A 23336-nucleotide genomic window follows, 5' to 3' on the forward strand; every position below is an offset into this window, starting at 1 on the left:
AATGAAATAGCAGATTATTGACCAACAGATGAAACTGGTGCCCAATACATTGGATTAGCTTCACGGGGAGTCGCCGCTTGATTTAATAGCTGCAATTCCGCCGCACGCAGAGCTACGGCGTAATCACGACCAGTCGCGTTACGCATATCTGTGCTTTTTATTGCCTGAGAAAATAAATGTGATGCGGCGTGTGAATCGAGCGGCCAGTGAGTGACATAAAGGTTACGTGCACCGGCAAATAAAAAAGCACTGGCGAGACCATCAAACGCTTCCCCACTCCCTCCCCAGCCATCACCTAAAGCAGTGTTACAGGCAGAAAGGATGACCAGGTCGGCATTCAGTGACAAATTGATAATTTCACTCGTACCAAGATAGCCATCCTGAAGCCCCTCATCCGCGGGTGGACTTAATACCAAACCGGGTTCAGCTACCTCCTTTTCTCCGGTCATTAATCCGTGAGTTGCAAAGGAAATAATGCGATAGCGACGCAAGATATTCTCATCAGAGAGCTGTTTCACCTTATCTTCAGTCGCAGCTGACCCGAGAATAATATTTTCATTATCCTCACCCAATTCTTTTGCCAATGTATGCAACAAACAACCCGTATCAGGCAACGGCTCAACAGAATAGGATGGCGTATCATTAACGGATACTTTCTTCAATCTCAGACGCCTATCCGATACCACGCCATTACACCCATGCGGTTGCCATCCGGGAAAGGCCGGATCACCGAAGCCGATAAATGTTTTATCAGGAGAGACCATAGAATTTACGGGCATTAACAGCGTGATAATTGACGGGACGACTTCAATTGAGTATTGGCGAACCAACCACGGTGCCTGTCTGATGCTTTCTGGAGTCAGCTGCAATTTACCGGGATCTTTCATTAATAAGATTTGAAAAGGTATTGTTGATAACGCGCCATCAGGGACAATTTTCAGGTGTGTCTTACCTTTTAATAAAGGTTCGGCACGGGCAATAAGTTGTTCATACAATTGGTATGATGCCGCGAAATCAAATACATAACTCGTCTCTTCGAACGCGGCCACACTATTTCTGATCCGTTTAATAAGCAGCGAAATTTTTTTAATGTTCAGATCCTGCGTACTTAAATCGAACAGCCGGGCATCGTCCGCAGTAACAACGTTAAGAAAGATTCCCGCATCACTGATACGATACATAAGCAATGCTTCATCAGGTTTTACCAGCTGGCTTGTGTTCGCAATTTTGGCGGCCGCCATAGTAGCGAACTTAACATACTCCCGATTATTATTACGTACCGATTTTTTATTTTTTTCCAGAAAGTGACGATAACTCAGCGAAGTATTAATCATTGTGGCAAGTGTATCGGGAGATGCATTACGGTCAACCGCATTGGCCATTTGATCATGTGCTCGCTGCCAGTTTCTGGCAGCAGCATCAATATCCTGTAGCTGCCGGATATTTCCTCCCTCACGCTCCCTGACTGCCGCCTGAATAATTGCAGTAGCTGCCGCACTTCGCTGTGCCATAACCATCACCTCCAGAGCACGTCGGGCAATAACTTTCTGCCTTTCTGGATGTTGTTTCTGTTGTCGTAATAATAAATTTAATAACCCATCAGCAATTGATGGACTAATCAGGGTCAGCTGCTGGGGATGGGTTCTGATGCCATAAGATGGCCGGAATCCAGACCCGGTATTCAGCTGCCGACTCAGTGAAACACCCAGTTCATAGATTTCAACACCAACATCAATAGTCTCATTGTTAAAGCTGTAGCTACTGGTATCTTCAATCTCCTGCAACACCGTTTCAGGCTCCGTGAGTGCCCGAGTGCGAAGGTGCTCCGCCCATTGCTGCATGTGCTGTTCATATGAAGTGTTTTTGGTCAACTCACTGATTAAGTCCGCAGCTTGTGCAGATAAAGCAGATATATGAGCGAAAGATGAAACCATCGTCAGTATTTCGCTAACCTGCTCCCCGCGCCCATTCTCAGCATAATACCGGGCAAAAAATCCCAGCGAATCTAACTGCGCCGCTAAATCTGATGCAGGTTTGTTAATATCAATAAACTCTCGCAATCTGGTAAAAGCGTTATTAATTTCAACATCACTGGCAGAGGGGGTGTTCATGTCATCCAAGGCTAATTTTATGGCACGAGAAGAGACTTGTGTATCTGGCAGATTCGCTGTATCAGATGCAATTGCTGATAATGTTGATATACGTGACCGGCGTTCAGGTATCCGCATAGCGATATCTACTGCCTGTTTGGCCCATTTATTTGCATCCAGTGAGGGATTTTGTTTAGCCACATAAGCAAGAAATTTTGACTTATCTTCAAAGTGTGACAAATTATTTACTAACCTCTCCACTTCAGGTGAAAGATTATCGCTATTTATTGCGGTAATATAGGTTTTAACATCCTCCCAATGCCAGTAATCATAGCCATTGACACTCAGGTAAACAGTCAGTGCTTCGCTACCTGACTCACTCGAAGGAGTTTTTAAACTATTGGCATATTCCAACGCCTTGAAAGCTATTTTGGTGGAAATTTCTTTACCGCCACTATCCCTGATGTCCTTCAATGCCCTGGTTATGAAATCGGTTTTACCCTGTGCCACCGCAGATTTAATAACCCCAGAAATAGCCAGGTAGTAAATATTCAATTCATGATTACTCAGACTGGCAATCTGTGTCTGCATCTCTTCTCGCTGATAATCATTGAGCTCGGAATTATCACTCACCTGCAAAGTCAGTGCTCTGGCCCGGTTAACCGCTGCATCAAGTCCAATGGTATTGGTCAGCGTTAAAAAAAAGGACTCTGCAACTATATGACGTTCAGTCCTGTTCATTGAAACAAATAGTTTCTGGGCACGCTGTACAGCATCATCCGCGGCAGTTTTATTATGCAACTGGTTGAAATTAGTTATAACTGACTGATACCTCATCATCCGAAGTAGTGGATTGGTAATACTTTCTGCAGCAGATAAAATCTGTGCACTATTCTTAACGGCATCAGGTTGTGCGCTTTGCGATGATATAGTATTCACTGATGTGAACGACGTCATTTGTGCGAATATTGCGTCCCTATTCCAATCATTTTTTTCATTTATTGTTAGATTATGGAGCCAATCTAAAACTTTAGTACCAGGCTTGAACTGAGTCAGGGAGCTTATAATCCGATCCCGGCTTAATGCCGAATCCAGGTCTGTTTGATATTTCAATAAACTAATCGCTCCTGTTATATCCCCGGTTTTACACATGGCATCAATCAGATTTCGGTAAGCGCTCTCCGGCCATTTCATGGGGGTAGTCTGATTTTTTAAATAATGTGGATACATTGCTAATGTATAAAGCAGGCTCTCCTCATTTTTTTGCTGTGACACTTCCATGTCATGCTGGAGTAAACGTTGATTCGCACTATCAACCTGTCCAACCAGCATTAACCACTTGATCTCCAGAGCAATAAACTGATCCCAGACAGGTTGTTGCCGAAGTGGATTATCTTTCATTACCTCCTCTATTTTGTTAATAATATGCAGAGCTGGTTGGTTGAGATCATGGTCTGATGCATTAATAAACAACGAGTCACCTTTTATTTCATCTCTGAGGATAATTTGCTTTAACAGTATTGATGCCTGTTGTAATTGGTCTATTGTCTTAAAGCCAAAATCTTCAACCAAAAATTCATCAACCTGTCTGGTGATAATCTCATCTGTATGCGATGAGGCTGATAGGTTTTTGCATTCCCTGCCCATAGACACGGTTGCTGATTCCAGCTGGAAAATAAAATCCAGTTGCGGATCAAATGCTCCTGCCGTCTTGCCTGCGTTAATACCATGCTGTTGTGCCAGTTTTTTGCCGTGTGCGTTAATTCTCTTCATTACTTGTAGCTGCATTAAACCTTCACAGGGTGGCAGGTGAATCACGGTCGGTGATAAAACTTCAATAGCATCATAGAGAGTAGCGGCTAAACCTTTGCTGTTATCGGGCAGAGCATCGAGCTGTTCCAGTAATTTCTGCCTTAAATTAGCCTCCTGCTCGCGATATTTTTCATTTTGGCTCAGGCTGGCAACCACAGAGGCAGCCTGTTTTATAGCCGCGCTGGAATCAGCCTTATTATCAAGAGCAAGTTGATAACGTTTCATGATGACTTCATAAGTATGATCAGAATCCTCAAGGCGTTGATACATCTGTTCAACTACCTTCAACCGCTGATCCTGAAGTTCGGGGTCTGTAATCAGAAATGCACTGTTGAATAAAACGTTCGCAAGCTGTCGCGCCTGACCTGCTGACTCAGCACGCACAGCGTCGGGATAAGCTGGATCCGTGGCAATATCAATGTCCATATTTGCAAGTGCTTCATTGATGGCTATGACAACAGCATGTTTTGCAGGAAAATAACGGGTAGCTAATTCGTGGGCAAACCGCGTAAGTTGAATGGCTGGATTCTGGCGTGTCCCGCCGATCGGCCCTGATATATTCACTAATTCAGCGATGTTGGTTGCAAATGCGATGGCTTCATAGTCCGGTGTAGCAAGCCTGGCTTGCGCCTCGGCAACTTTCAACGCCAGCATTGAGTAACCAATAGCCTGATCGGTTGCAGAATCTGCCCTTTCCGCTGCGGCAATCCCCATACCGATAACGACCAGACGCCGGGCCAGGCGCGCATCATCATCCGTTAGTTTATTATCAGACTGCATGATGGAAAAATGTTGCAAAAATCGCGTTATTTCGCCGATTTCGTGTTCATCAGGTGTAACCTGTTCCAGCCCATTGTTTAATACATGCAACCGTAAACGTACCACCGAGCAGATTAACGCTGTCATACCAATCGCATTATCTGTTCCACCATACTCTGATTCCGGGCAGACCTGCTGATATGACCGGATAACCTGATTAACGTCAGAATTCTCCTCCGCTCCGGTAAAAACACTGTTATCGGGATCATCAGCCCATGCAAGATTAAATCGCCCTCTGATGAGGAAGTCAGAATCCGTGTGCGCAAAAGTGGTAAGTGCATCTGCCGCCGTTTGTCGATAGTGATTACGTTCCAGCCCCTCACGAGCGGCCTGATCTCCAATCAGATCAATATGATGTAACAAACAGCGGGCCTTAAGCTGCTTATCTGACTCATCATGGCATTGGGATGCGGAAAAAGGCGGGGAGGAACTGATAGTATCGGGCCAACAATTATCAGAATGTAAAAGCAAAAAAATTACCAATGCTTGCCACAACCATGGCAATAAATCAGAACGTTTATGAAAGTATTGATTTTTATTATTTATTATCAGCATAACGAATTGTCCGCAAGCCGGTTTCAACTGAGTATATAGTTGCGGAGTGAAATTTGTTTGCTGTGATAAATAAAATATGTTCGCTATCACACAGACAATGAACGCCTCAGTGAGGCGCTCATGGTACACGAGCCGGTTTACTGCCCGTAATAGGCATTCACCCCGTGTTTCCTGAGGAAATGCTTATCCAGCAAATCCTGCGGCATATCTTTTATCCCCGGGGTCAGCTGGCGCGAGAAAATCCCCATATAGGCAATCTCTTCCAGCACCACCGCGTTGTGTACCGCGTTATCGGCGTCTTTACCCCAAGCGAAGGGACCATGGGCATTGACCAACACTGCCGGGATCGCCGTCGGGCTGATACCGCGCGAACGGAAGGTTTCAATAATGACCTCGCCGGTGTTGTGTTCGTACTGATTGACGATTTCCTGCTCGGTCATCAAACGGGTACAGGGGATGGTGCCGTAGAAATAGTCGGCGTGGGTGGTGCCCCAGGCGGGCAAGTCCTGCCCGGCCTGTGACCAGATGGTGGCATGGCGTGAATGGGTATGCACAATGCCGCCGATATCGGCAAAAGCACGATACAACGCCAGATGAGTGGCGGTATCCGACGACGGTTTCTTGCTACCTTCAACGATGCGTCCGCTTTCCAGTTCCAGCACCACGATATCCTCCACCGTCATGCCGTCATACTCCACGCCGGAGGGCTTAATCGCCACCAGGCCACTGGCGCGATCGATGGCGCTGACATTACCCCAGGTAAAGGTGACGAGGTGATGGCGCGGCAACGCCAGATTGGCGTCCAGCACCTGTTGTTTCAACGTTGATAAACTCATAATAATCCCCCTTCCTGCATTTTCTGTTCAATCCAGCGGCGCGCCTGCACGATCTCCGCGACCGGCTCCTCGGCTTTTTCCGTCCACATTTCAATCAGAAACGCACCGCGATAGTTCAGCTGTTTGAGCGTGCGGAACACGCTGACAAAATCGACGCATCCCTGACCAAATGGCACATCGCGGAATTGGCCGGGCGAATCGGTGGTCACCGGCTGGGTATCCTTCAGATGGATGGCAGCGATACGATCAATGCCCAGCGTCAGTTCGGCGGTGACGTCATTGCCCCAGGCGCTGAGGTTGCCGACATCGGGATAGACTGAGAACCACGGCGAAGCCTGCTGCTGCTCCCACACCTTCCATTTGCTGATGGCGTTGATAAATTCGGTATCCATAATTTCCACCGCCAGCATCACCTGGGCCGCCGCCGCACGTTCCACCGCGCGCGATAACCCGGCGGCAAAGCGTTCCACTGTCCCGGCATCGTGTGGTTCGTAGTAGACGTCATAGCCCGCCAGCTGGATGGTGCGAATACCGACATCCTTAGCCAGCTGGATCGCCCTATCCATCAGGTCATCGGCGCGCTGACGCGTCGCCGCATCGTGGCTGCCGAATGGAAAGCGGCGATGCCCCGACAGGCACATCGACGGAATAGTGACGCCGGTTTCGATCATCGCGTTAACCAGCGACAGACGCTGCTCTTTGCTCCAGTCCAGCCGTGCCAGCCGTTCATCGGTCTCATCGACCGACATTTCGACAAAGTCGAAGCCGCAGGCTTTCGCCAGCGCGAGGCGTTCCGGCCAGGTCAGATGGGCAGGCAGCGCTTTCTCATAGATTCCCAGTGGATGCTGGCGTTTCATGGTGTTCCCCAGATGTTGGCAATGGCCTGATGAAATTGGCTGGCGGTCTCCACGCCGGTGACACTGTCACTCAGCGCGCGCCCGGCGATAAACGCCTTTACGTCGATATTGCGAAACTGCGGCAGTTCGGCCGGGGTGATCCCCCCGGTAATGGAAAGCGCAAACCCCATATCCGATAACGCCTGCATTGCATCCAGATCCTGCTGACTCCACTGCTGACCACTGGCCTGCGCATCGCGGCCCCGGTGGTAAATGGCCTGCGTCAGCCCGAGGCTGCGCCACTGCCGTGCATCGTCCAGCGTCCAGTGTCCAAAGAGTTCGATCTGGATATCGCCCTGATACTCGCGCGCCACCTCCAGTGCGGTGGCGAAAGTCGCCAGTGGCGCGGCACAAATTACCGTCATCCAGTTAGCACCGGCGTCGAATGCCATGCGGGCCAGCGTGGCTCCGGCATCCGCCACTTTAAAATCGGCCACCAGGGTTTTGCCCGGATGCTGCTGGCGCAGACGGCGTACCGCCTCAATCCCCGCGCTGAAACACAAAATGGTACCGGCTTCGATGATATCGACCTGCTGATACAGCTGCTGCGCGGTGCTGAGTGCGGCATCAAGGTCGGTGTGATCCAGCGCCAGCTGGAGCAAAGGAAGGCTCATGGGGTCTCTCCTTGTACAGCCGCCAGAGCCTGCACCAGCTGCTGATAACGTTGATATTTCTGTTGATAACGGGCGTGTCGGGTACTGTCCGGTTGCCAGGTCACAATCTCCGGGTTAAGCGCCTGCTGCGCCTGTTGCAGCGAGGCATACGCACCGGTGCCGGTCAGGGCCACCAGCGCCGCGCCGAGACAACCGCTCTCGGCGATCTGCGGCACTTCGACTGGCATCCCGCTGGCGTCGGCAAACATTTGCATCCAGGGAGCGGAACGGGTCGGCCCACCGCTCAGGCGCAGGGCGGTGGCGCGCGGGAAACGCTGGCGGATACGGTTGAGATGGGTCAGGTGCGAGAACACCACGCCTTCATAGATCGCCTGCACCAGATGTGCACGGCTATGGCCCGCCTGGAGTCCAAAGAAACTGCCGTGCAGATCGGCTCCGGCATTGCAGCCATACAGGAACGGCAGGAACAGCAACGAGCTGCTGGCTGCGGGCAATTCCGCCACCCAGTTATTCAGCTGCTGGTAATCCTCAATGCCCCATTGCTGACAAAACCATTCCAGGTTCGCCGCCGAAGTCGGGCTGGCGTCATGAATGATGAACTGGTCATCAATGGCGTAGCGGCCATAGACAAACGGGTAATTCGCTTCATCGATGATGCGATCGGTAATGCCGCTGGTGACTGACCAGGTGCCCATCACCGCGTTCAGCCGGGTTTCATCATGCAACCCGGCACAGACCGCGGTGGAGACCACATCAAACAAGCCACCTACCACCGGGGTGCCCGCACGCAGGCCGGTCAGTGCCGCCGCCTCTGCGGTGATATGACCGGCAATCTGCGTCGGACCCATAATCGGCGGCAGCGCCGGGATGATTTCATCGATGGCTAACGCCTGTGCCAGCGCCGCTGACCAGCTGCCGCTCTGCATGTCATACAGATTGGATTCAGAGATGTTGGTCTCTTCACACGCCAGCTCCCCGGTCAGACAGAAGCGCAGGTAATCATGCGCCATCAGTACGCTGCCGATGGCGGCATAACGCTGGGGTTCATGTTGTTTGATCCAGCGCAGCAGCGACACCGGATGACCGGTCCACAGCGTCTGACGCGTCTGCGGATAAAGCTGTTGCGGCATGCCGTCACGTTGCCACTGCTGCACCAACGCCAGCGCACGCCGGTCGGATGACAGGATGCCATTGCCGAGTGGCTGATGTTGCTTATCCAGTAGGAACAGCCCTTTGCCCTGTGCGGAGATACCTATGCCTGCCACCTGCGCCGCATCCTGCCCGCTTTGCGTCAGCACCTTGCGGATCACCGCCGCCGCCTGTTGCCACAGCTGGGTCATATCGCGTTCGGCTCTGCCCGGCTCCGGTACCAGCACCGGCAAATTTTGCCGCGCCACCGCCAGTTCGCGGCCCTGCGCGTCATACAACCCAGCCTTAATAAAGGTGCCGCCGCAGTCCAGTCCTAACCAGCTGTTCATGCAGCCTCCCGCTTCACGGAGTCACAGCGTGCCGGTAACGTCAACGCCAGCACGGAAGCAATCGCCAGCGAGATCGCCAGGCTATAAACCCCGGCATCCTTGCTGTACTCAGCAATCAACACGCCCACCATATACGGACCACAGAAACCGCCGAGATTGCCCAGCGCATTGATCAGACCACGCGCGCCGCCCGCCACTTCCGCATTAAACAGACGCGGCGGAATGCTCCAGAACACCCCGGCAGCCGACTGGATAAACACCCCGCAACCCACCAGCGCGGCATAGGACCACCAGACATGAGCCTGCAACAGCACTGACAGCGCCATACACAGGGCAAAACCCGCCAGCGGCAGTGCGACGAAGATCTTGCGGCGACCGCTGGCATCGGACAGCGACGAGAACAGAAACATGCCAAAGATCGCCCCGACATACGGCAGAATCGCCAGCATCCCCACTTTCTCAGCATTGCCGTTGGTCAGCCCTTTGAGGATGGTCGGCAGCCACAGGGTGTAGCCGTAGATCCCGGTCTGATAGAAAAAATTCACCAGAATCAGTCGCCACATCACCGGCTCGCGCATCACCCGGCTCAGCGAGGCTTTGCGGGTGTTCTGGCCTTTGATCATCAACTGTTCGTCATGCAGGGTCTTGATCAGGTACTGCTTCTCCGCCGGAGAGATCCATTTAGCTTCCTGCGGACGGTTGCTGATGGTGAACAGCCACAGTGCCATGACGAATACCGACAGCACCCCTTCAACAAAGAACAGCATGCGCCAGTCCCAGTTGGTGATGATCCAGCCAGACAGCGGCGCGGTAATAATCCCAGCGATCGGCACAAACATAATGACGATGGCATTGGCGCGGCCTCGCTCTTTATCCGGGAACCAGTTGCCGATCATCGTCAGCACCACCGGCAGCATGCCGCCTTCCGCCACGCCAAGGGCAAAGCGCAACGCCAGCAGCTGATACTGACTGGTCGCCAGCCCGGTGAGAATCGAGATCACCGCCCAGGCCAGCAGCGACCAGCCAATAAAACGTTTGCCGTTGCCGTACACCGCCAGCTTGCCGCCCGGCACTTGCAGGAACAGATAACCAATAAAGAAGATGCCGCCTGCCAGCCCTGCCATTGAGGCGCTGATGCCCAGCTCGGCATCCATCCCTCCCGGCATGGCAAAAGCAATATTGACGCGATCCATATACGAGATGATGCAGGTGATCAGAATCGGCGGAATGATACGCAGCCAGCGCAGCGACGGTACGCCTTCACGGGTCAGTGCGGTAGACGTCAGACTCATGCTGTCCCCTCCAGTGCGGTAGTCGGGATCTTCACCACCACCTTGCGGATCGCCGCAGGCTGGTGCGGGGCACAGTTAGGGCGGTGAATATCCTGCGGGAAGAACACCGCAAAAGTGCCGGGCACCATGCGGATCAGGGTTTCATCCGGGGCATGCTGATAAAAAATGATGTCGCGGTTTTCATCATAGGGTTGATGGATGCTCAGGCTGGCGGGCTGATTCGCCACGCCAATCACCTCGTCACCCGACACCAGATATTGCACATCAATATGGTGGCGATGGGCTTCCGGGTAGTTTTCCTGCGCCGGGGCGGTTTGCAGATCCAGCACCTGCACCTGCCAGCCGGTGGCGCTGTCTACGTAGCGTCCGGCGGCGATGTTTGCCAGATCGTGGCTGGCGAGATACGCAATCGCCCGGGCGATAGCCGGTGGATAATGACGGGCGTCAGTGTTAGCGATATGTCCGGTAATCATCGGTAGCTCCTCCGTTACAGCGCCTGGATGCGTGTCCAGACACGCTCATCCACCGGGATGCCGAGGCGCTGGTTTTCCGCCCGCAGCACCGGGAATCTTTCGCCCGGCAGACGCACCGCCTGCTGACTATCGGCGCGTTCAGCGCCGGTAATCGACGCGCGAATACGTTGCAGTTTGTGGTCGCGGGTTTCACCATCGATCAGGCGGTCAACATCAATGGCGATAAACACCTGCGAGATGCCAAATTCGTCACCGTTGTCTTCGGTTACTTCGGTGACGGATGCGCCGTTGGAGAGCAGCGTGGCGAGCATATCCAGCACCACGGACAGCGCCGAGCCTTTCCAGTAGCCCATCGGCAGGATGCGGCGGTTGTTTTCGATGGTGCCAGGATCGCGGGTGTAGTTGCCTTCATCGTCGAAACCGCCATCCACCGGCAGGGTTTTGCCCGCCAGACGGTTCACCTCGAGCATGCCGTAGGAAAACATCGACATGGACATATCCACCATGGTGATCGGCTCGCCAGGCACTGCGACAATCAGCGGGTTGGTGCCGATGGCACAGTTTTTCGCCCCCCACGGCGGCATCACCGCAATCGAGTTAGTCCAGCAAATGCCGACAAACCCCTTCTCTGCCGCCTGCCAGCCATAGCTGCCGCCACGCATCCAGTGATTCGCGTTGCGCAGCGCCACCAGACCAATGCCGTGATCGCTGGCCAGCTCGATAGCGCGATCCATCATGTTGCGAGCGGTGATATTGCCGATGCCGCGTTGCGCATCCCACTGCTCGATGGCACCCAGCGACAGCACTTTTTTTGCCGCGGCGTCAGCCACGATATGCCCGGCATCCAGCTGCTGAATAAAACGCGGGAACCGATTTACGCCATGAGAATAGACGCCGTTGAGACTGGTTTCGGCAAACATCGCCGCACAGTCGGTGGCCTTATCCTGTGGTACCTTGCGGCTTAACAGGACACGCAGGAATTCCTCATACAACTGCTGATAACTGATTCTCATACGGCACTCACTCCCCAGCGCTACGCTTTAAATTTCATATGTTGGAATGTCATTTCAAATAAATCGTATGGGGAAAGCTGTGGAGAGTCAAAGAAATGGGTGGGAATTTTTTACTTAAAAATCAATCAAATAAAAATTTGATCTGCTTTTGTGATCGCCCGCAAACTGGCCGATCTTCAGGCGTGGCGAAGCCGGGTCGTAGCGGCGCGATTTATCGCGCGGATTTTTGCCACAACGCGTACGGGATTGCGCGATAAATCGCGCCGCTACGGAATGTGCCTTATTACCTTCGGATCCGCACCCGATACAACGACGTGGTGGCGGTGATATACAGTTCGTTACCTTCCGGGCCACCGAGCGTGCAGTTCGATACCCGTTCCGGCAGCGGAATTTTGCCGATGGTCTCACCGTGCCGGTCGAAGATAATCACCCCGTCGGCGCAGCTACAGTAAATATCGCCATTACTATCGACGCAGAAGCCATCAGGAAAACCCGGAGCCACTTCAGCAAAGAACCTCCCCGCCACCAGTTCCCGGCCATCCACCTGGTAAACCCGCAGCTGACGACGGCCCAGTGTCGGGAAATCTACCACCGACATATCGGCCACATACATCAGGCTTTCATCCGGGGAAAACGCCAGCCCGTTCGGGCGTTGCAAATCGCTGGCCGCAATACTGAGCTGCCCACTGGCCGGATCGAAGCAGTAGAGATAACAGCCAATCACCTGGCTGTGAGCGTGATACCCCTCTTCATCGTTGATGATGCCGTAAGGCGGATCGGTGAACCAGATGGTGCCATCAGAGCGCACCACCAGATCGTTGGGCGAATTGAAGCGTTTCCCTTCAACCCGATCCACCAGCATGGTGACGCTGCCGTCATGTTCGGTGCGGCTGATGCCGCGGCGGCCATGTTCACAGCTCACCACCCGGCCCGCCTGATCGCGGGCGTTGCCGTTGGCATAGCTGGAGCTGGCACGCCACAGGCTGAGTTCACCGTTACGCTGCCAGTGGAACATACGGTTACCCTTCACATCACTAAACACCACCGCATCCTGCTGTGGCAGCCACACCGGGCCTTCGGCCCAGATGGCAGGAGAACAGAGTTTTTCGACCTGCATGATGTTGGCCTCCGTTACTGCACGCCCCAGATGGCTTTGTAGTGACCCTGGTAGTTGTTGGCCGGGTCATAGTTGTTCTGCGGCCCGCCGTCATTGGCGATATTTTCTTTGGTGATCAGATGCGCTGGTGTGACATAACCCGATGACGGCTGCCCGGCAAAGGCACGGTTAAATTCGTCCAGCAATTGCCAGCCATGCAGCTTGAGCGGTTCTGCTACCGTAGCAATTTGGCTGTCGTCATTACGGATACGCTGGAAGGCAGAGATGGAACCGTCTCCTGCCGAGATATTAAACGGCGCATTTTTACCGCCTTTGCCAGCGGTTTTCAGTGCCGGTGCCATAAAGTCGAAATAGAGATCATTGATCGACAATGCATACTGGAAATGATCGCCGTATTTCTGCAACAGGCTGAAGGTCATGGAAGGCATGCGGTTGGCGGTATCGGCCAGTGGCGTATCGATAAACTCAACCACCTTACAACCGCTGCATTTTTCAATTTCCTGCTTCATGGTGTTGGCCTTATCCAGCGCGATTTGATACAGCGAATCGGTAAAGATCAGCACCTGCGCCTTGCCTCCCGAACGCACCACCGCATACTGCGCCGCCAGGCGCGCTACCTCGTTTGAATCCGAAGTGATATTGTCCGTCACGCCGTATTTCTCAATCGGTCCGGGTTGCGGTTCGGCATGCCACGCCATCAGCACGATTTTTTGTTCTTTGGCTTTTTTCAGCGGGATTTTCGCCACGTTCGGGTTCCAGCCACCAATCACAATGCCGTCCGGGCGCTGGGCAATCGCCTGATTCAGCGCCGCGAGCTGATCTTTGACCGAGCCGCCGCCATCGAGGGTTTCCAGTTTCCAGCCCGCAACCTTAGCCGCCTCGCTTAATCCCTGCTGCACTCCCTGCACCCCGCCGTTCTTCATGTCGGACGCGATAAAAATGATTTTCTTGTTGGCCTGCAGTTTTGGTCCGGTGGTCGGCCCATCCCAGGTGCTGGAACTGGCGGTGGCTTTTGCCACTGCCGCGGTCGCCTGGTCGAGGTAACTGTCTGCGTGCGCGGTCACTGATGCCACCAGCATGGCGGCAAATGTCAGACCCAATGCCTTATTTTTCATAATGAATTCCCTGGTGTGATGGTTTTTTGTTTATGGTCAGGTGCAGAGGCAGGCGCGCTTTGGCTGCGCACCACCGCTTTTTGGTTCAACATGCGGCGACGCTGGGCGTAACCGGCAAGGGTAATCGACAGCAACAACGTGGCCCCGTTGAACAACGGTTCGACCCAGAAGTCACCGCCAAACTGCTGAATACCGGCAATACCAATGGCGAGGATCGCAATACCCACCACGGTGCCCCAGACGTTCACCCGTCCCGGACGAATGGTGGTACTGCCGAGGAACGCCCCGACCAGCGCAGGCAACAGATAATCCATCCCGACGCTGGCCTGGCCGACACCCTGTTCGGCAGCAATCAGTACGCCACTGAAACCGGTGAGGACGCTGGAGGCGATAAAGGTGCCGATGATGTATTTGTTCACCGCGATACCGTTCAGGCGTGCCGCAGTAGGATTGCCACCGACCGCATACATGCAGCGTCCGAGCGGGGTGTGTTCGGTAATCAGCCACAGCACGATTGCCACTGCCAGCACATAGAACGCGCCAATCGGGATACCAAACAGCTCGGTATGGTGCAGCGCACTGAAAGCATCGGGCAAATCGCCGACAATCTGGCGTCCACCGGAGTGCCACAACGCCACCGCGTACAGCACGGTGCCGGAACCGAGGGTAGCGACAAAGCTATCAATATCCGCTAACGCCACCAGAATGCCGTTAAGCAGGCCATACAACGCCGAGATCGCCAGCACCGTCAGCACCGCCATCTGCCACGAGAAGCCATATTCCACCTGTAAGGTGATGGCGAGGATGTGCCACAGCACAATACCGAAACCGACGTTAAGGTCGATCTTGCCGACGATCATCGGCAGCGTGGCCGCCAGCGCCAGCAGGGCAATTTTGGCCTTGCTGGCAAGGATTGCCTGTAACGTCAGCATGGTGGCGAACGACGGTGATAATACGGAAAACAGCAGGGTCAGCAGCACGCACAGCAGCAGCAGGCCATAGCGGGTCATAATCTGCATCGACCAGGGGGCAAAGCCATGCTGAGCCAGGTTTACCCGCTGCTCCAGCGCGGTGGATTTTACGGATGTTTTCGACATAATTTTTCTCCTGCCTTCCTTTTCAGACGGTGGTTAATGGGGCAGCGCTGCTGGCAGAGGCCAGCTCCAGCAAACCGGCAAAGGTCACCTGTTCATTTTTTAATTCACCCACCACCTGGCCACGGTTAAACACCAGTGCGCGGTTACAGATATGGGCGATCTCTTCGAGGTCGTTGGAAATCACCAGCACCGCGATGCCGTCAGCCAGCGCTTTATTTAGCAGGTGATAGATCTCTTCCCGCGCACCGACATCCACACCGGCAGTCGGATCTTCCAGAATCAATAACGGGGCGTTGAGGTGCATCCAGCGCGCCATCACCACTTTCTGCTGATTACCGCCGGACAAGGCGCTGATATCGAGATTGACGTCTTTAGGCCGGACATCGAACAGCTGCACCTTCCACCAGCTGGCACCGATTTCGGCGCGACGTCCGTAGCGTGACAGCAGCCGATGGCCACTGGCGCAGGGATTAAGAAACAGGTTTTCACGCACGCTCATCGACATCACCAGGCTTTCACCGGTACGGTCGCCTGCCACCAGCGATACGCCAGCGGCCATTGCCTGCTGCGGGGTTTGTGGCTGATAGGGTTGATCGCGAAAGTGGATGCTGCCTGCGGTGGCCTGACGCAAACCAAACAGCAGGCGGCCAATCTCCTCCTGACCCGCACCGCGTAAACCTGCCAGCGCCAGCATTTCACCGGGTTGCAGGCTAAAGCTGACCGGCCCCACTTCATCAATGCACAGCTGGTCCAGCACCAGCACCGGTTTTTGCGCGTCGGGTAACGGCTGTCGCTGATTCTCTTCCAGTGCTTCACCGACAATCATCTCCACCAGATCATGCAGCTGGTAGTCGGCGGTGTTGCCTTCCGCCACATGTTTGCCATCGCGCATCACGCAGATACGGTCGGAAATTTCGATCACTTCGTCGAGGCGGTGAGTCACGTAGATCATGCCGACCTTGCGGCTTTTCAGCCGGTTAATCACATCAAACAGATGGCGCACATCATTAGCGGGTAAGGAGGCGGTCGGTTCATCCAGCACCAGCACTTCTGCATTGACCGCCACCGCACGCGCAATCGCCAGCAATGACTTTTCGGTACGCGACAGTTCGAACACACGGGCGTCCGGGTCCAGTACGATGCCCACTTCCTCCAGCGCGGCCCGTGAACGTTCACGTACGGCACGCCAGTCGATCAGCCCCAGACGACGGGTAAACCCCATCACCAGCGCCATATTTTCCGCCACCGTCATCCATTCGATCAGACCGAGATCCTGATGAATAAACGCAATCGGCTGGTGCGTCGCCGTTTTCAGGCTGGCGGCAGAGCCGATACTGGTTTCGTGAAAACGGATATCCCCTTCATCACGGTTGTAGACACCGGCCAGCACTTTAATCAGGGTGGATTTTCCGGCGCCGTTTTCTCCCAGCAGGGCAAGGACTTCGCCGGGATAAACCGCCAGGCTGACATCATTCACGGCGGGGTTGCCGCCAAAGCGTTTGGTGATATGGCTCAGAGTAAGAACCGGTGTTCCCGGGCTATGCTGCATTACAGCCTCCTGCAAACTCCTGGTGAGCATCAACAGCGGCGACAACCTGAAAACACCGCTAAATTTCAACATGCGAAATACGATTCCAAAAAATACTATTCCTGACGCGCACGAAAAGCAAAGAAGTGAGCGGGATATAATTCATTAATAAACAGGTAGTTATATTTTCTGTTGCGGAATTGTGATGCATCACTCACTTCCAGCGGGGGTGGATTTTCGCGAAAAGTCACACTAAAACTGGCGAAGGATTCCCAGGCTGAAGTGTCTGAGTTAACATCTGGCGACTGTTCTTTTACCGGAGCAGGAAAACTGAGAGGAAGCGTGGATGGTGGTTAAAGTGGATAAAGCAAAGGAAGAAAAGAGTGACAAGCCGCTGGGGACACAGAGCCTGTTTCGTGGATTGCAACTGATTGAACTGTTAAGCAATTACCCCAACGGGTGTCCGCTGGCCCATCTTTCTGAGCTGTCCGGCATGAACAAGAGTACCGTGCACCGCCTGTTGCAGGGGTTGCACAGCAGTGGTTATGTCACCCAGGCCCCCTCGCCTGGCAGCTATCGCTTAACCACCAAATTTATTTCTGTCGGGCAGAAGGCGCTCTCCTCGCTCAACATCATTCATGTCGCGGCCCCACATCTGGAAAAGCTGAACTTAGAAGTGGGAGAAACGGTCAATTTCTCCAGCCGCGAAGATGACCATGTGATCCTGATTTATAAGCTGGAACCCACCACCGGGATGATGCGCACTCGCGCCTATATCGGCCAGCATATGCCGCTGTACTGCTCGGCGATGGGTAAGATTTTTATGGCCTGGGGCAGTGAAGATTATCTGCCCGAATACTGGCAAAGCCATCAGGACAGCATCCAGCAACTGACGAAAAACACCATCACCACACTGCCGGAAATGATGGAAGAACTGAAAAACATCCGCCAGCAACAAACGGCGATGGATCGCGAAGAGAATGAGCTGGGCGTGTCATGCATTGCCGCCCCGGTGTTCGATATCCAGCAACGCGTGCCTTACGCGGTATCGATATCGTTACCCACCGCCAAGATGCAACAGATCGGGGTGAAAAAGCTGATGGGGCCGGTGGTCGCCACCGCCCGCGCCATTTCTGAAGAACTGGGATACAACACCTGACGGAAATTTGGTAGCGGTGCGATTTATCGCGCCGCTACGGATCCGTGCGGTGGGGAGTTATTGATCGTTAGTAAATCGCCCGACGAGGGTGGCGGCCCCCAGCGCATGCCCTTTCAGCTTCGCCACCAGCGCATCATGGGTTAACCCCGCCGGTAACTGGTCAGGCGGTAAATCGGTAGCAACCAGCACAAAGTTGTAGTGATGCACGCCGCTTCCCACCGGCGGACACGGGCCGTAGTAACGGGTGGTGCCGGGAGAGTTCTTGCCCCCGGTGTAACCGGTACCTTTTGCCAGTTCTCCCTGGGCAAACGAAGTCCGATCGGCGGCGATGTTATAGGCCACCAGATGCGTGACGCCCAGCCCCTTTCCTCCCACCGGATCGGTGATCATCAGGGCGAAACTGCGCGTCCCGGCGGGCGCATTGGACCAGCTCAGGGCCGGGGAAACATTGTCACCGGTACAGGAAGGATTGCCTTGCGCGTTACCGGCAAATGCCTTTTCCAGCATCGCGTTATCGGTAAAATCGGATGATTGCAGGGTAAAAATCGGGGCGGCCAGCACTGAGGCCGGAAATAGCGCCAGCAACAGCGCGCGCTTCAACATAACCATCATTCACTCCTGTTGATGAAGAAACCAACCAAAGAAACAAGTATATACCCTGATTTTCCTCCTTCGACTTCGCTAAACTGAGAAATGCACCGATTAAGCAATCAGGGAATCCGGATGTCAGATGCAGCACTCAGTCATTTCTTACCCGCGACACAGCAATGGTTTCGTGCTGCGTTTCGGGCCCCGACTCCGGTCCAGGCCGAAGCATGGCAGGCCATTGCCAGCGGGAAAAACTGTCTGGTGATCGCCCCTACCGGCTCCGGTAAGACGCTGGCGGCTTTTCTGCATGCGATTGATGCCTTGTTTCGTGAACGAAGCCAGGCAGCATCCGTCGAACGTAGCCACAAAACCCGCATCCTGTATATCTCCCCGGTTAAAGCGCTGGCCGCTGATGTCCAGCGCAATCTGCAAATGCCGCTGGCGGGCGTTGAAGCACTGCGCCGCCAGCAAGGCGAGCCGGAGATCGCACTGGCGGTGGGGATGCGCTCCGGTGACACGCGCAGTGCCGAGCGAGCGCAGCTGCAACGACGTCCACCCGATATTCTGATTACCACGCCGGAATCGCTGTTTTTGCTACTGACCTCCAAAGCACGCGAAACGCTACAGGGCATCTCAACGGTAATTGTCGATGAAGTCCATGCGGTGGCGGGCAGCAAACGCGGCTCTCATCTGGCGCTCAGTCTGGAACGACTCGATGCACTGCTGGCCCAGCCAGCCCAACGCATCGGTCTCTCAGCGACGGTGCGCCCACCCGAGGTGGTGGCACGTTTCCTTGGTGGTGCGGGTGAAACACGGGTGGTCAACCCCGACGCAAAACGCCCCCTGCAACTGACCATCACCGTCCCGGTTGCCGATATGACCGATATTCAGCAGCGTCCCGATGCGCGCGCTGCTCAGGATGCGACCCTGGCCGCCGGGTCGATCTGGCCGCATATCGAAGCCGGGATCCTCGACGAAGTGCTGCGCCATCGGGCCACGCTGGTGTTTACTAATTCACGCGGTCTGGCGGAAAAACTCACCGCGCGCCTCAACGAACTCTACGCGCGGCGGCTGGGGGAACAACCAACAGAACCGGAAGAATCCTTCGGCTACGGATCCTTCACTGGTGGCACCGAAAAACGTGTGCAAACGCCTGATACCTTTATCGCCCGCTCGCATCATGGCTCAGTGTCGAAAGAGCAAAGGCTGGAAATTGAAACCGCCCTCAAGGCGGGAGAGCTGCGCTGCGTGGTGGCAACATCGAGTCTGGAACTGGGCATTGATATGGGTGATATCGACCTGGTGATGCAGGTCGGCGCACCGTTGTCGGTCGCCAGTGCGCTGCAACGTGTGGGTCGCGCCGGGCACCAGGTTGGCGGCACCCCTAAGGGTATTTTCTGGCCGCGCACGCGCCGGGACCTGGTGGATACCACGGTGACGGTGAATGCCATGCTGGCCGGTGAGCTGGATGCCGTTACCCCGCCGCATAACCCGCTGGATGTGCTGGCACAGCATACGGTGGCTGCCGCCGCGATGGATACCTTGCAGGTTGATGGCTGGTTTGAGCGGGTCCGGCGTGCCGACCCTTTCCGCACCCTGCCACGTACCGCCTTTGATGCGGTGCTGGATATGCTGGCCGGACGCTATCCCTCCGATGAGTTTGCCAATTTACGCCCGCGCATCATCTGGGACCGCCACAACCACACTCTCAGTGGCCGTCCTGGCGCGCAGCATCTGGCCGTCACCAGCGGCGGGACCATCCCGGATCGCGGTATGTTCAGCGTCATGCTGCCCGAAGGCGAAGAACAGGCGGGCGCGCGACGCGTGGGCGAACTGGATGAGGAGATGGTGTACGAATCGCGGGTCAATGACATCATCACCCTCGGAGCCACTTCCTGGCGCATTCAGCAAATTACGCATGATCAGGTAGTGGTGGTACCTGCTCCTGGACGTTCGGCGCGTCTGCCCTTCTGGCATGGCGAGGGGGTTGGCCGCTCTGCGGCACTCGGTGAGGCCATTGGGCGCTATCTGCGCGCCATTGATCAGGGTGCTTCCCCGGGCGATACCCTGGATGAATATGCGCGCCATAATATTCAGACGCTGATTGCCGAACAGCACCAGGCAACCGGCACCTTGCCAACTGACCGCAGCTTACTGATTGAACGTTGCCGCGATGAAACCGGCGACTGGCGCGTGATTTTGCATTCGCCTTACGGCCAGCGCGTGCATGCTCCCTGGGCACTGGCGGTGGCAGAACGCATCAGTCGGATAATGGGTCTCGATCCTGCCGTGGTCGCCAGCGATGATGGCATTGTCGCGCGTTTTCCGGACAGTGAAGGCCGTGTACCCGGCGCTGAAATGTTCCTGTTTGCGCCTGATGAGCTACAACGGGTGGTGACTCAATCCGTCGGCCAGTCGGCGCTTTTTGCCGCCCGGTTTCGCGAATGTGCGGCGCGTGCGCTGCTGTTACCACGACGCAATCCCGGTAAACGTTCGCCACTCTGGCAGCAACGTTTACGTGCCGGGCAGTTACTGGAAGTTGCCCGCCAGTTTGATGATTTTCCCATCCTGATTGAGACCGCCCGCGAATGTTTACAGGATGTCTATGACTTACCCGCCTTGCATCATCTGATGTTGCGTCTGCAACAGGGAGATATTCAGCTGGTGGAGGTCAGTACCGATTCGCCCTCACCGTTTGCCGCCCCGCTGCTGTTTGGTTACGTGGCAGAATTTATGTACGCCAGCGATGCCCCCCAGGCGGAGAAACGCGCCTCAATGCTGGCGCTGGACAGCAAACTATTAAGTGACCTGCTGGGTCAGGTCGATATGCGCGAATTACTGGCTCCCGAGGTAGTCGCCCGCGTGGAGCAGGAATTACAACGCACGCTGCCTGATTATCACGCCAGCAGTCGCGAAGCACTGGTGGATTTGCTGCGTGAAATCGGTCCCCTTTCAACCGCAGAACTGGCGATACGCTACAGCGGCGAAGAAGCACTGAATACCGGTTTAACGGCGCTACAGCAGGCACAACGGATTTTCCCGGTCAACATGGCCGGTGACACGCGCTGGGCGGTGACTGAGGATGCCGCGCGGTTGCGCGATGCATTGGGAATCAGCGTGCCCGATACCTTACCCGCCGTGCTACTCCAGCCGGTAGCACGTCCGTTATACGATCTGGTCAACCGCTTCGCCCGCACTCACGCGCTGTTTACGGCATCACAAATGGCCCGGCATTTCGGGCTGGGGCGTGCCGTCGCCGACGATGCGCTGGAGGTGCTGCGCCAGCAAGACAAGGTGCTGAAAGGCGACTTTGCCGCAGGCGACACCGACGAAGCGCAATGGGTGGCGGAATCCGTATTCCGTCGTCTGCGCATCCGTTCGTTGCAGGCGGCGCGCGAAGCCACTAAACCGGTGAATCAGGCGGTCTATGTCACCCTGTTGCTGGAGCGTCAGGGCGTATTCAGCGATGCCGCCGCCCGTCAGGCCCAGGGCGCTTTTAGTGGTACCAACGGCGTGCTGAGGGTGATCGAACAATTAGCAGGCGTCGCATTGCCCGCTGCGCTGTGGGAATCCCAAATCTTTCCTGTCCGGGTGCGTGATTACCAGCCCGCAATGCTGGATGAACTGCTCTCCAGCGGCGAAGTGATTTGGAGCGGACAACGCGCTCAGGGGGCCAGTGAGGGGTTGGTGTCATTGCATTTAAATGACTACGCCGCTGAAACGCTGCCTGCACCAGACGAGGGGAGAACCGTGGCACTGACACCGCTACAACAATCGATCCTGGCGCTGTTGCAGGACGGCAGCGGCTGGTTTGTGCGCCAGCTGTTACCGCGTCTGATGGATGAAACGCCTGATTCCTCATTAGTTTACGAAGCAATGTGGGATCTGGCCTGGCGCGGTTATCTCACCACCGACACCTGGTCAGCACTGCGCACCCTGAGCAGCCAGAGCAGCACACCGCGTTCCCGTCCCAGCCGCCCCCGGCGCGGACGCATCAGCTATAGCGCGCCCGCTGCCCGTATCAGCACCGGCCCCACCCTCAACAGCATGGCGGGCCGCTGGTCGCTAATTATGCGCCCGCCCCTTGCCGATACCGAGCGCGCGCTGGCGCTGACAGAAAATATGCTGGATCGCTTTGGCGTCATCAGCCGTGGAGCCGCCATTGCAGAACAGGTGCCAGGAGGATTTCCGGCGTTACAACCGCTGCTGCGTGGTATGGAAGATGCCGGACGGCTGTTACGCGGGCGGTTTGTTGCCGGGATGGGTGCCGCGCAGTTTGCTGACCATACGGCGATTGACCGTCTGCGCCAGCTCGCCAGCAGCCCACATAGCGGCTCCAGTCCGGTGGCTCTTGCAGTACTTGATCCGGCCAACCCTTTTGGCGTGCAACTGCCGTGGCCATTGAGTCTGAGCGGTAATCGTCCCACGCGCCGCAATGGCGCACTGGTGGTGATTGCGCAGGGTCGGGTGATGCTTTATCTGCCACAAGGTGGCAAAGAGCTGATGACTTTTACTGCCGGGTCCGGTCACGAAGAGTTACATGCCGCGATACTGGCGTTGGGTGTGGCTCTCAAACGCGAGAAGCATCTCAGCTTTACGCTGGAGCGCATTGATGAGACACCCGTCGGGCAATCGCCGATAATTCCGGCTCTGAAAGAGATCGGATTTTCCCGTGTGCCGCGGGGATATAGCTGGTATGGGTAAGCAGGCTTCCTGCCTGGCGCATCCGGGGTAAACTCAGAAATTTTTCATCATTTCATCATGTTGGCTTCCTTGTAAAAACGGGAAGTCGTATCCAGGTTTTAGCCTCCTGTTGATGCTCTTATCAACAATTCACAATCCAGGGAGGTTCTT

The 23336-nt window shown here is 55.1% G+C and carries 15 protein-coding genes; 2 read left to right on the plus strand and 13 right to left on the minus strand.

The features are described 5' to 3' along the window. Positions 1 to 14: 14 nt before the first annotated feature. The 12 genes from RCF31_RS03470 to RCF31_RS03525 form a co-directional block, all read right to left on the minus strand. Entirely contained in the window at positions 15 to 5276 is a 5262-nt protein-coding gene (locus tag RCF31_RS03470) for a CHAT domain-containing protein (protein WP_416412507.1), read from the minus strand. Positions 5277 to 5413: 137 nt separating this feature from the next. Further along, a complete protein-coding gene (araD, locus tag RCF31_RS03475; protein WP_416412508.1) occupies positions 5414 to 6112 on the minus strand; it encodes an L-ribulose-5-phosphate 4-epimerase in 699 nt (232 codons plus the stop codon). Continuing rightward, positions 6109 to 6969: an L-ribulose-5-phosphate 3-epimerase gene (locus RCF31_RS03480; RefSeq protein ID WP_299452937.1), complete on the minus strand. Its 861-nt coding sequence runs from the start codon at positions 6967 to 6969 to the stop codon at positions 6109 to 6111. The genes araD and RCF31_RS03480 overlap by 4 nt, the downstream gene beginning before the upstream one ends. Beyond that, positions 6966 to 7622, minus strand: coding sequence for a 3-keto-L-gulonate-6-phosphate decarboxylase UlaD (gene ulaD / locus RCF31_RS03485; protein WP_416412509.1), 657 nt, complete (start codon positions 7620 to 7622; stop codon positions 6966 to 6968). Before ulaD ends, RCF31_RS03480 begins: the two co-directional genes overlap by 4 nt. Beyond that, on the minus strand, positions 7619 to 9100 hold the full coding sequence (locus RCF31_RS03490; protein ID WP_416412510.1) for an FGGY-family carbohydrate kinase: 1482 nt from the start codon (positions 9098 to 9100) through the stop codon (positions 7619 to 7621). The genes ulaD and RCF31_RS03490 overlap by 4 nt, the downstream gene beginning before the upstream one ends. After that, positions 9097 to 10392, minus strand: a complete 1296-nt coding sequence (locus tag RCF31_RS03495) for an MFS transporter (protein WP_084874712.1) — start codon at positions 10390 to 10392, stop codon at positions 9097 to 9099. The genes RCF31_RS03490 and RCF31_RS03495 overlap by 4 nt, the downstream gene beginning before the upstream one ends. After that, positions 10389 to 10865, minus strand: a complete 477-nt coding sequence (locus tag RCF31_RS03500) for a YhcH/YjgK/YiaL family protein (RefSeq protein WP_299452928.1) — start codon at positions 10863 to 10865, stop codon at positions 10389 to 10391. Before RCF31_RS03500 ends, RCF31_RS03495 begins: the two co-directional genes overlap by 4 nt. A 14-nt stretch (positions 10866 to 10879) precedes the next feature. After that, on the minus strand, positions 10880 to 11878 hold the full coding sequence (gene yiaK, locus RCF31_RS03505; protein ID WP_416412511.1) for a 3-dehydro-L-gulonate 2-dehydrogenase: 999 nt from the start codon (positions 11876 to 11878) through the stop codon (positions 10880 to 10882). 283 nt (positions 11879 to 12161) lie between these two features. Then, positions 12162 to 12995 (minus strand): SMP-30/gluconolactonase/LRE family protein, encoded by an 834-nt coding sequence (locus RCF31_RS03510; RefSeq protein WP_416412512.1) that lies wholly within the window; start codon positions 12993 to 12995, stop codon positions 12162 to 12164. Between the two features lie 14 nt (positions 12996 to 13009). Further along, the gene (locus tag RCF31_RS03515; protein WP_299452922.1) at positions 13010 to 14110 is read right to left on the minus strand and encodes a substrate-binding domain-containing protein; all 1101 of its coding nucleotides are present in this window, start codon (positions 14108 to 14110) and stop codon (positions 13010 to 13012) included. Then, complete coding sequence (locus RCF31_RS03520; RefSeq protein WP_084874704.1) at positions 14107 to 15207, minus strand: ABC transporter permease; 1101 nt, start codon at positions 15205 to 15207, stop codon at positions 14107 to 14109. The genes RCF31_RS03515 and RCF31_RS03520 overlap by 4 nt, the downstream gene beginning before the upstream one ends. A gap of 22 nt (positions 15208 to 15229) precedes the next feature. Continuing rightward, positions 15230 to 16756: a sugar ABC transporter ATP-binding protein gene (locus RCF31_RS03525; protein ID WP_416412513.1), complete on the minus strand. Its 1527-nt coding sequence runs from the start codon at positions 16754 to 16756 to the stop codon at positions 15230 to 15232. Positions 16757 to 17081: 325 nt separating this feature from the next. On the opposite strand from RCF31_RS03525, the gene RCF31_RS03530 reads away from it, so the two are divergent. Beyond that, positions 17082 to 17894 carry an IclR family transcriptional regulator gene (locus RCF31_RS03530; protein WP_084874699.1) on the plus strand — a complete coding sequence of 271 codons (813 nt, stop codon included), beginning with the start codon at positions 17082 to 17084 and terminating at the stop codon, positions 17892 to 17894. Positions 17895 to 17951: 57 nt separating this feature from the next. On the opposite strand, the gene RCF31_RS03535 is transcribed toward RCF31_RS03530, so the two are convergent. Beyond that, entirely contained in the window at positions 17952 to 18503 is a 552-nt protein-coding gene (locus RCF31_RS03535; protein ID WP_416413202.1) for a YbhB/YbcL family Raf kinase inhibitor-like protein, read from the minus strand. A gap of 114 nt (positions 18504 to 18617) precedes the next feature. Here RCF31_RS03535 and RCF31_RS03540 point away from each other — a divergent pair, with 114 nt between their 5' ends. Continuing rightward, on the plus strand, positions 18618 to 23186 hold the full coding sequence (locus RCF31_RS03540) for an ATP-dependent helicase (protein ID WP_416412514.1): 4569 nt from the start codon (positions 18618 to 18620) through the stop codon (positions 23184 to 23186). Positions 23187 to 23336 lie beyond the last annotated feature (150 nt).

It is taken from the genome of Pantoea sp. App145 (genome assembly GCF_047947045.1).
Taxonomy (GTDB): Bacteria; Pseudomonadota; Gammaproteobacteria; order Enterobacterales; family Enterobacteriaceae; genus Pantoea.

Coding starts and splice junctions, on each gene's coding strand:
- RCF31_RS03470 (WP_416412507.1), bottom strand. CDS start 5,276: ATGCTGATAATAAATAATAAAAATCAATACTTTCATAAACGTTCTGAT.
- araD (WP_416412508.1), bottom strand. CDS start 6,112: ATGAGTTTATCAACGTTGAAACAACAGGTGCTGGACGCCAATCTGGCG.
- RCF31_RS03480 (WP_299452937.1), bottom strand. CDS start 6,969: ATGAAACGCCAGCATCCACTGGGAATCTATGAGAAAGCGCTGCCTGCC.
- ulaD (WP_416412509.1), bottom strand. CDS start 7,622: ATGAGCCTTCCTTTGCTCCAGCTGGCGCTGGATCACACCGACCTTGAT.
- RCF31_RS03490 (WP_416412510.1), bottom strand. CDS start 9,100: ATGAACAGCTGGTTAGGACTGGACTGCGGCGGCACCTTTATTAAGGCT.
- RCF31_RS03495 (WP_084874712.1), bottom strand. CDS start 10,392: ATGAGTCTGACGTCTACCGCACTGACCCGTGAAGGCGTACCGTCGCTG.
- RCF31_RS03500 (WP_299452928.1), bottom strand. CDS start 10,865: ATGATTACCGGACATATCGCTAACACTGACGCCCGTCATTATCCACCG.
- yiaK (WP_416412511.1), bottom strand. CDS start 11,878: ATGAGAATCAGTTATCAGCAGTTGTATGAGGAATTCCTGCGTGTCCTG.
- RCF31_RS03510 (WP_416412512.1), bottom strand. CDS start 12,995: ATGCAGGTCGAAAAACTCTGTTCTCCTGCCATCTGGGCCGAAGGCCCG.
- RCF31_RS03515 (WP_299452922.1), bottom strand. CDS start 14,110: ATGAAAAATAAGGCATTGGGTCTGACATTTGCCGCCATGCTGGTGGCA.
- RCF31_RS03520 (WP_084874704.1), bottom strand. CDS start 15,207: ATGTCGAAAACATCCGTAAAATCCACCGCGCTGGAGCAGCGGGTAAAC.
- RCF31_RS03525 (WP_416412513.1), bottom strand. CDS start 16,756: ATGCAGCATAGCCCGGGAACACCGGTTCTTACTCTGAGCCATATCACC.
- RCF31_RS03530 (WP_084874699.1), top strand. CDS start 17,082: ATGGTGGTTAAAGTGGATAAAGCAAAGGAAGAAAAGAGTGACAAGCCG.
- RCF31_RS03535 (WP_416413202.1), bottom strand. CDS start 18,503: ATGGTTATGTTGAAGCGCGCGCTGTTGCTGGCGCTATTTCCGGCCTCA.
- RCF31_RS03540 (WP_416412514.1), top strand. CDS start 18,618: ATGTCAGATGCAGCACTCAGTCATTTCTTACCCGCGACACAGCAATGG.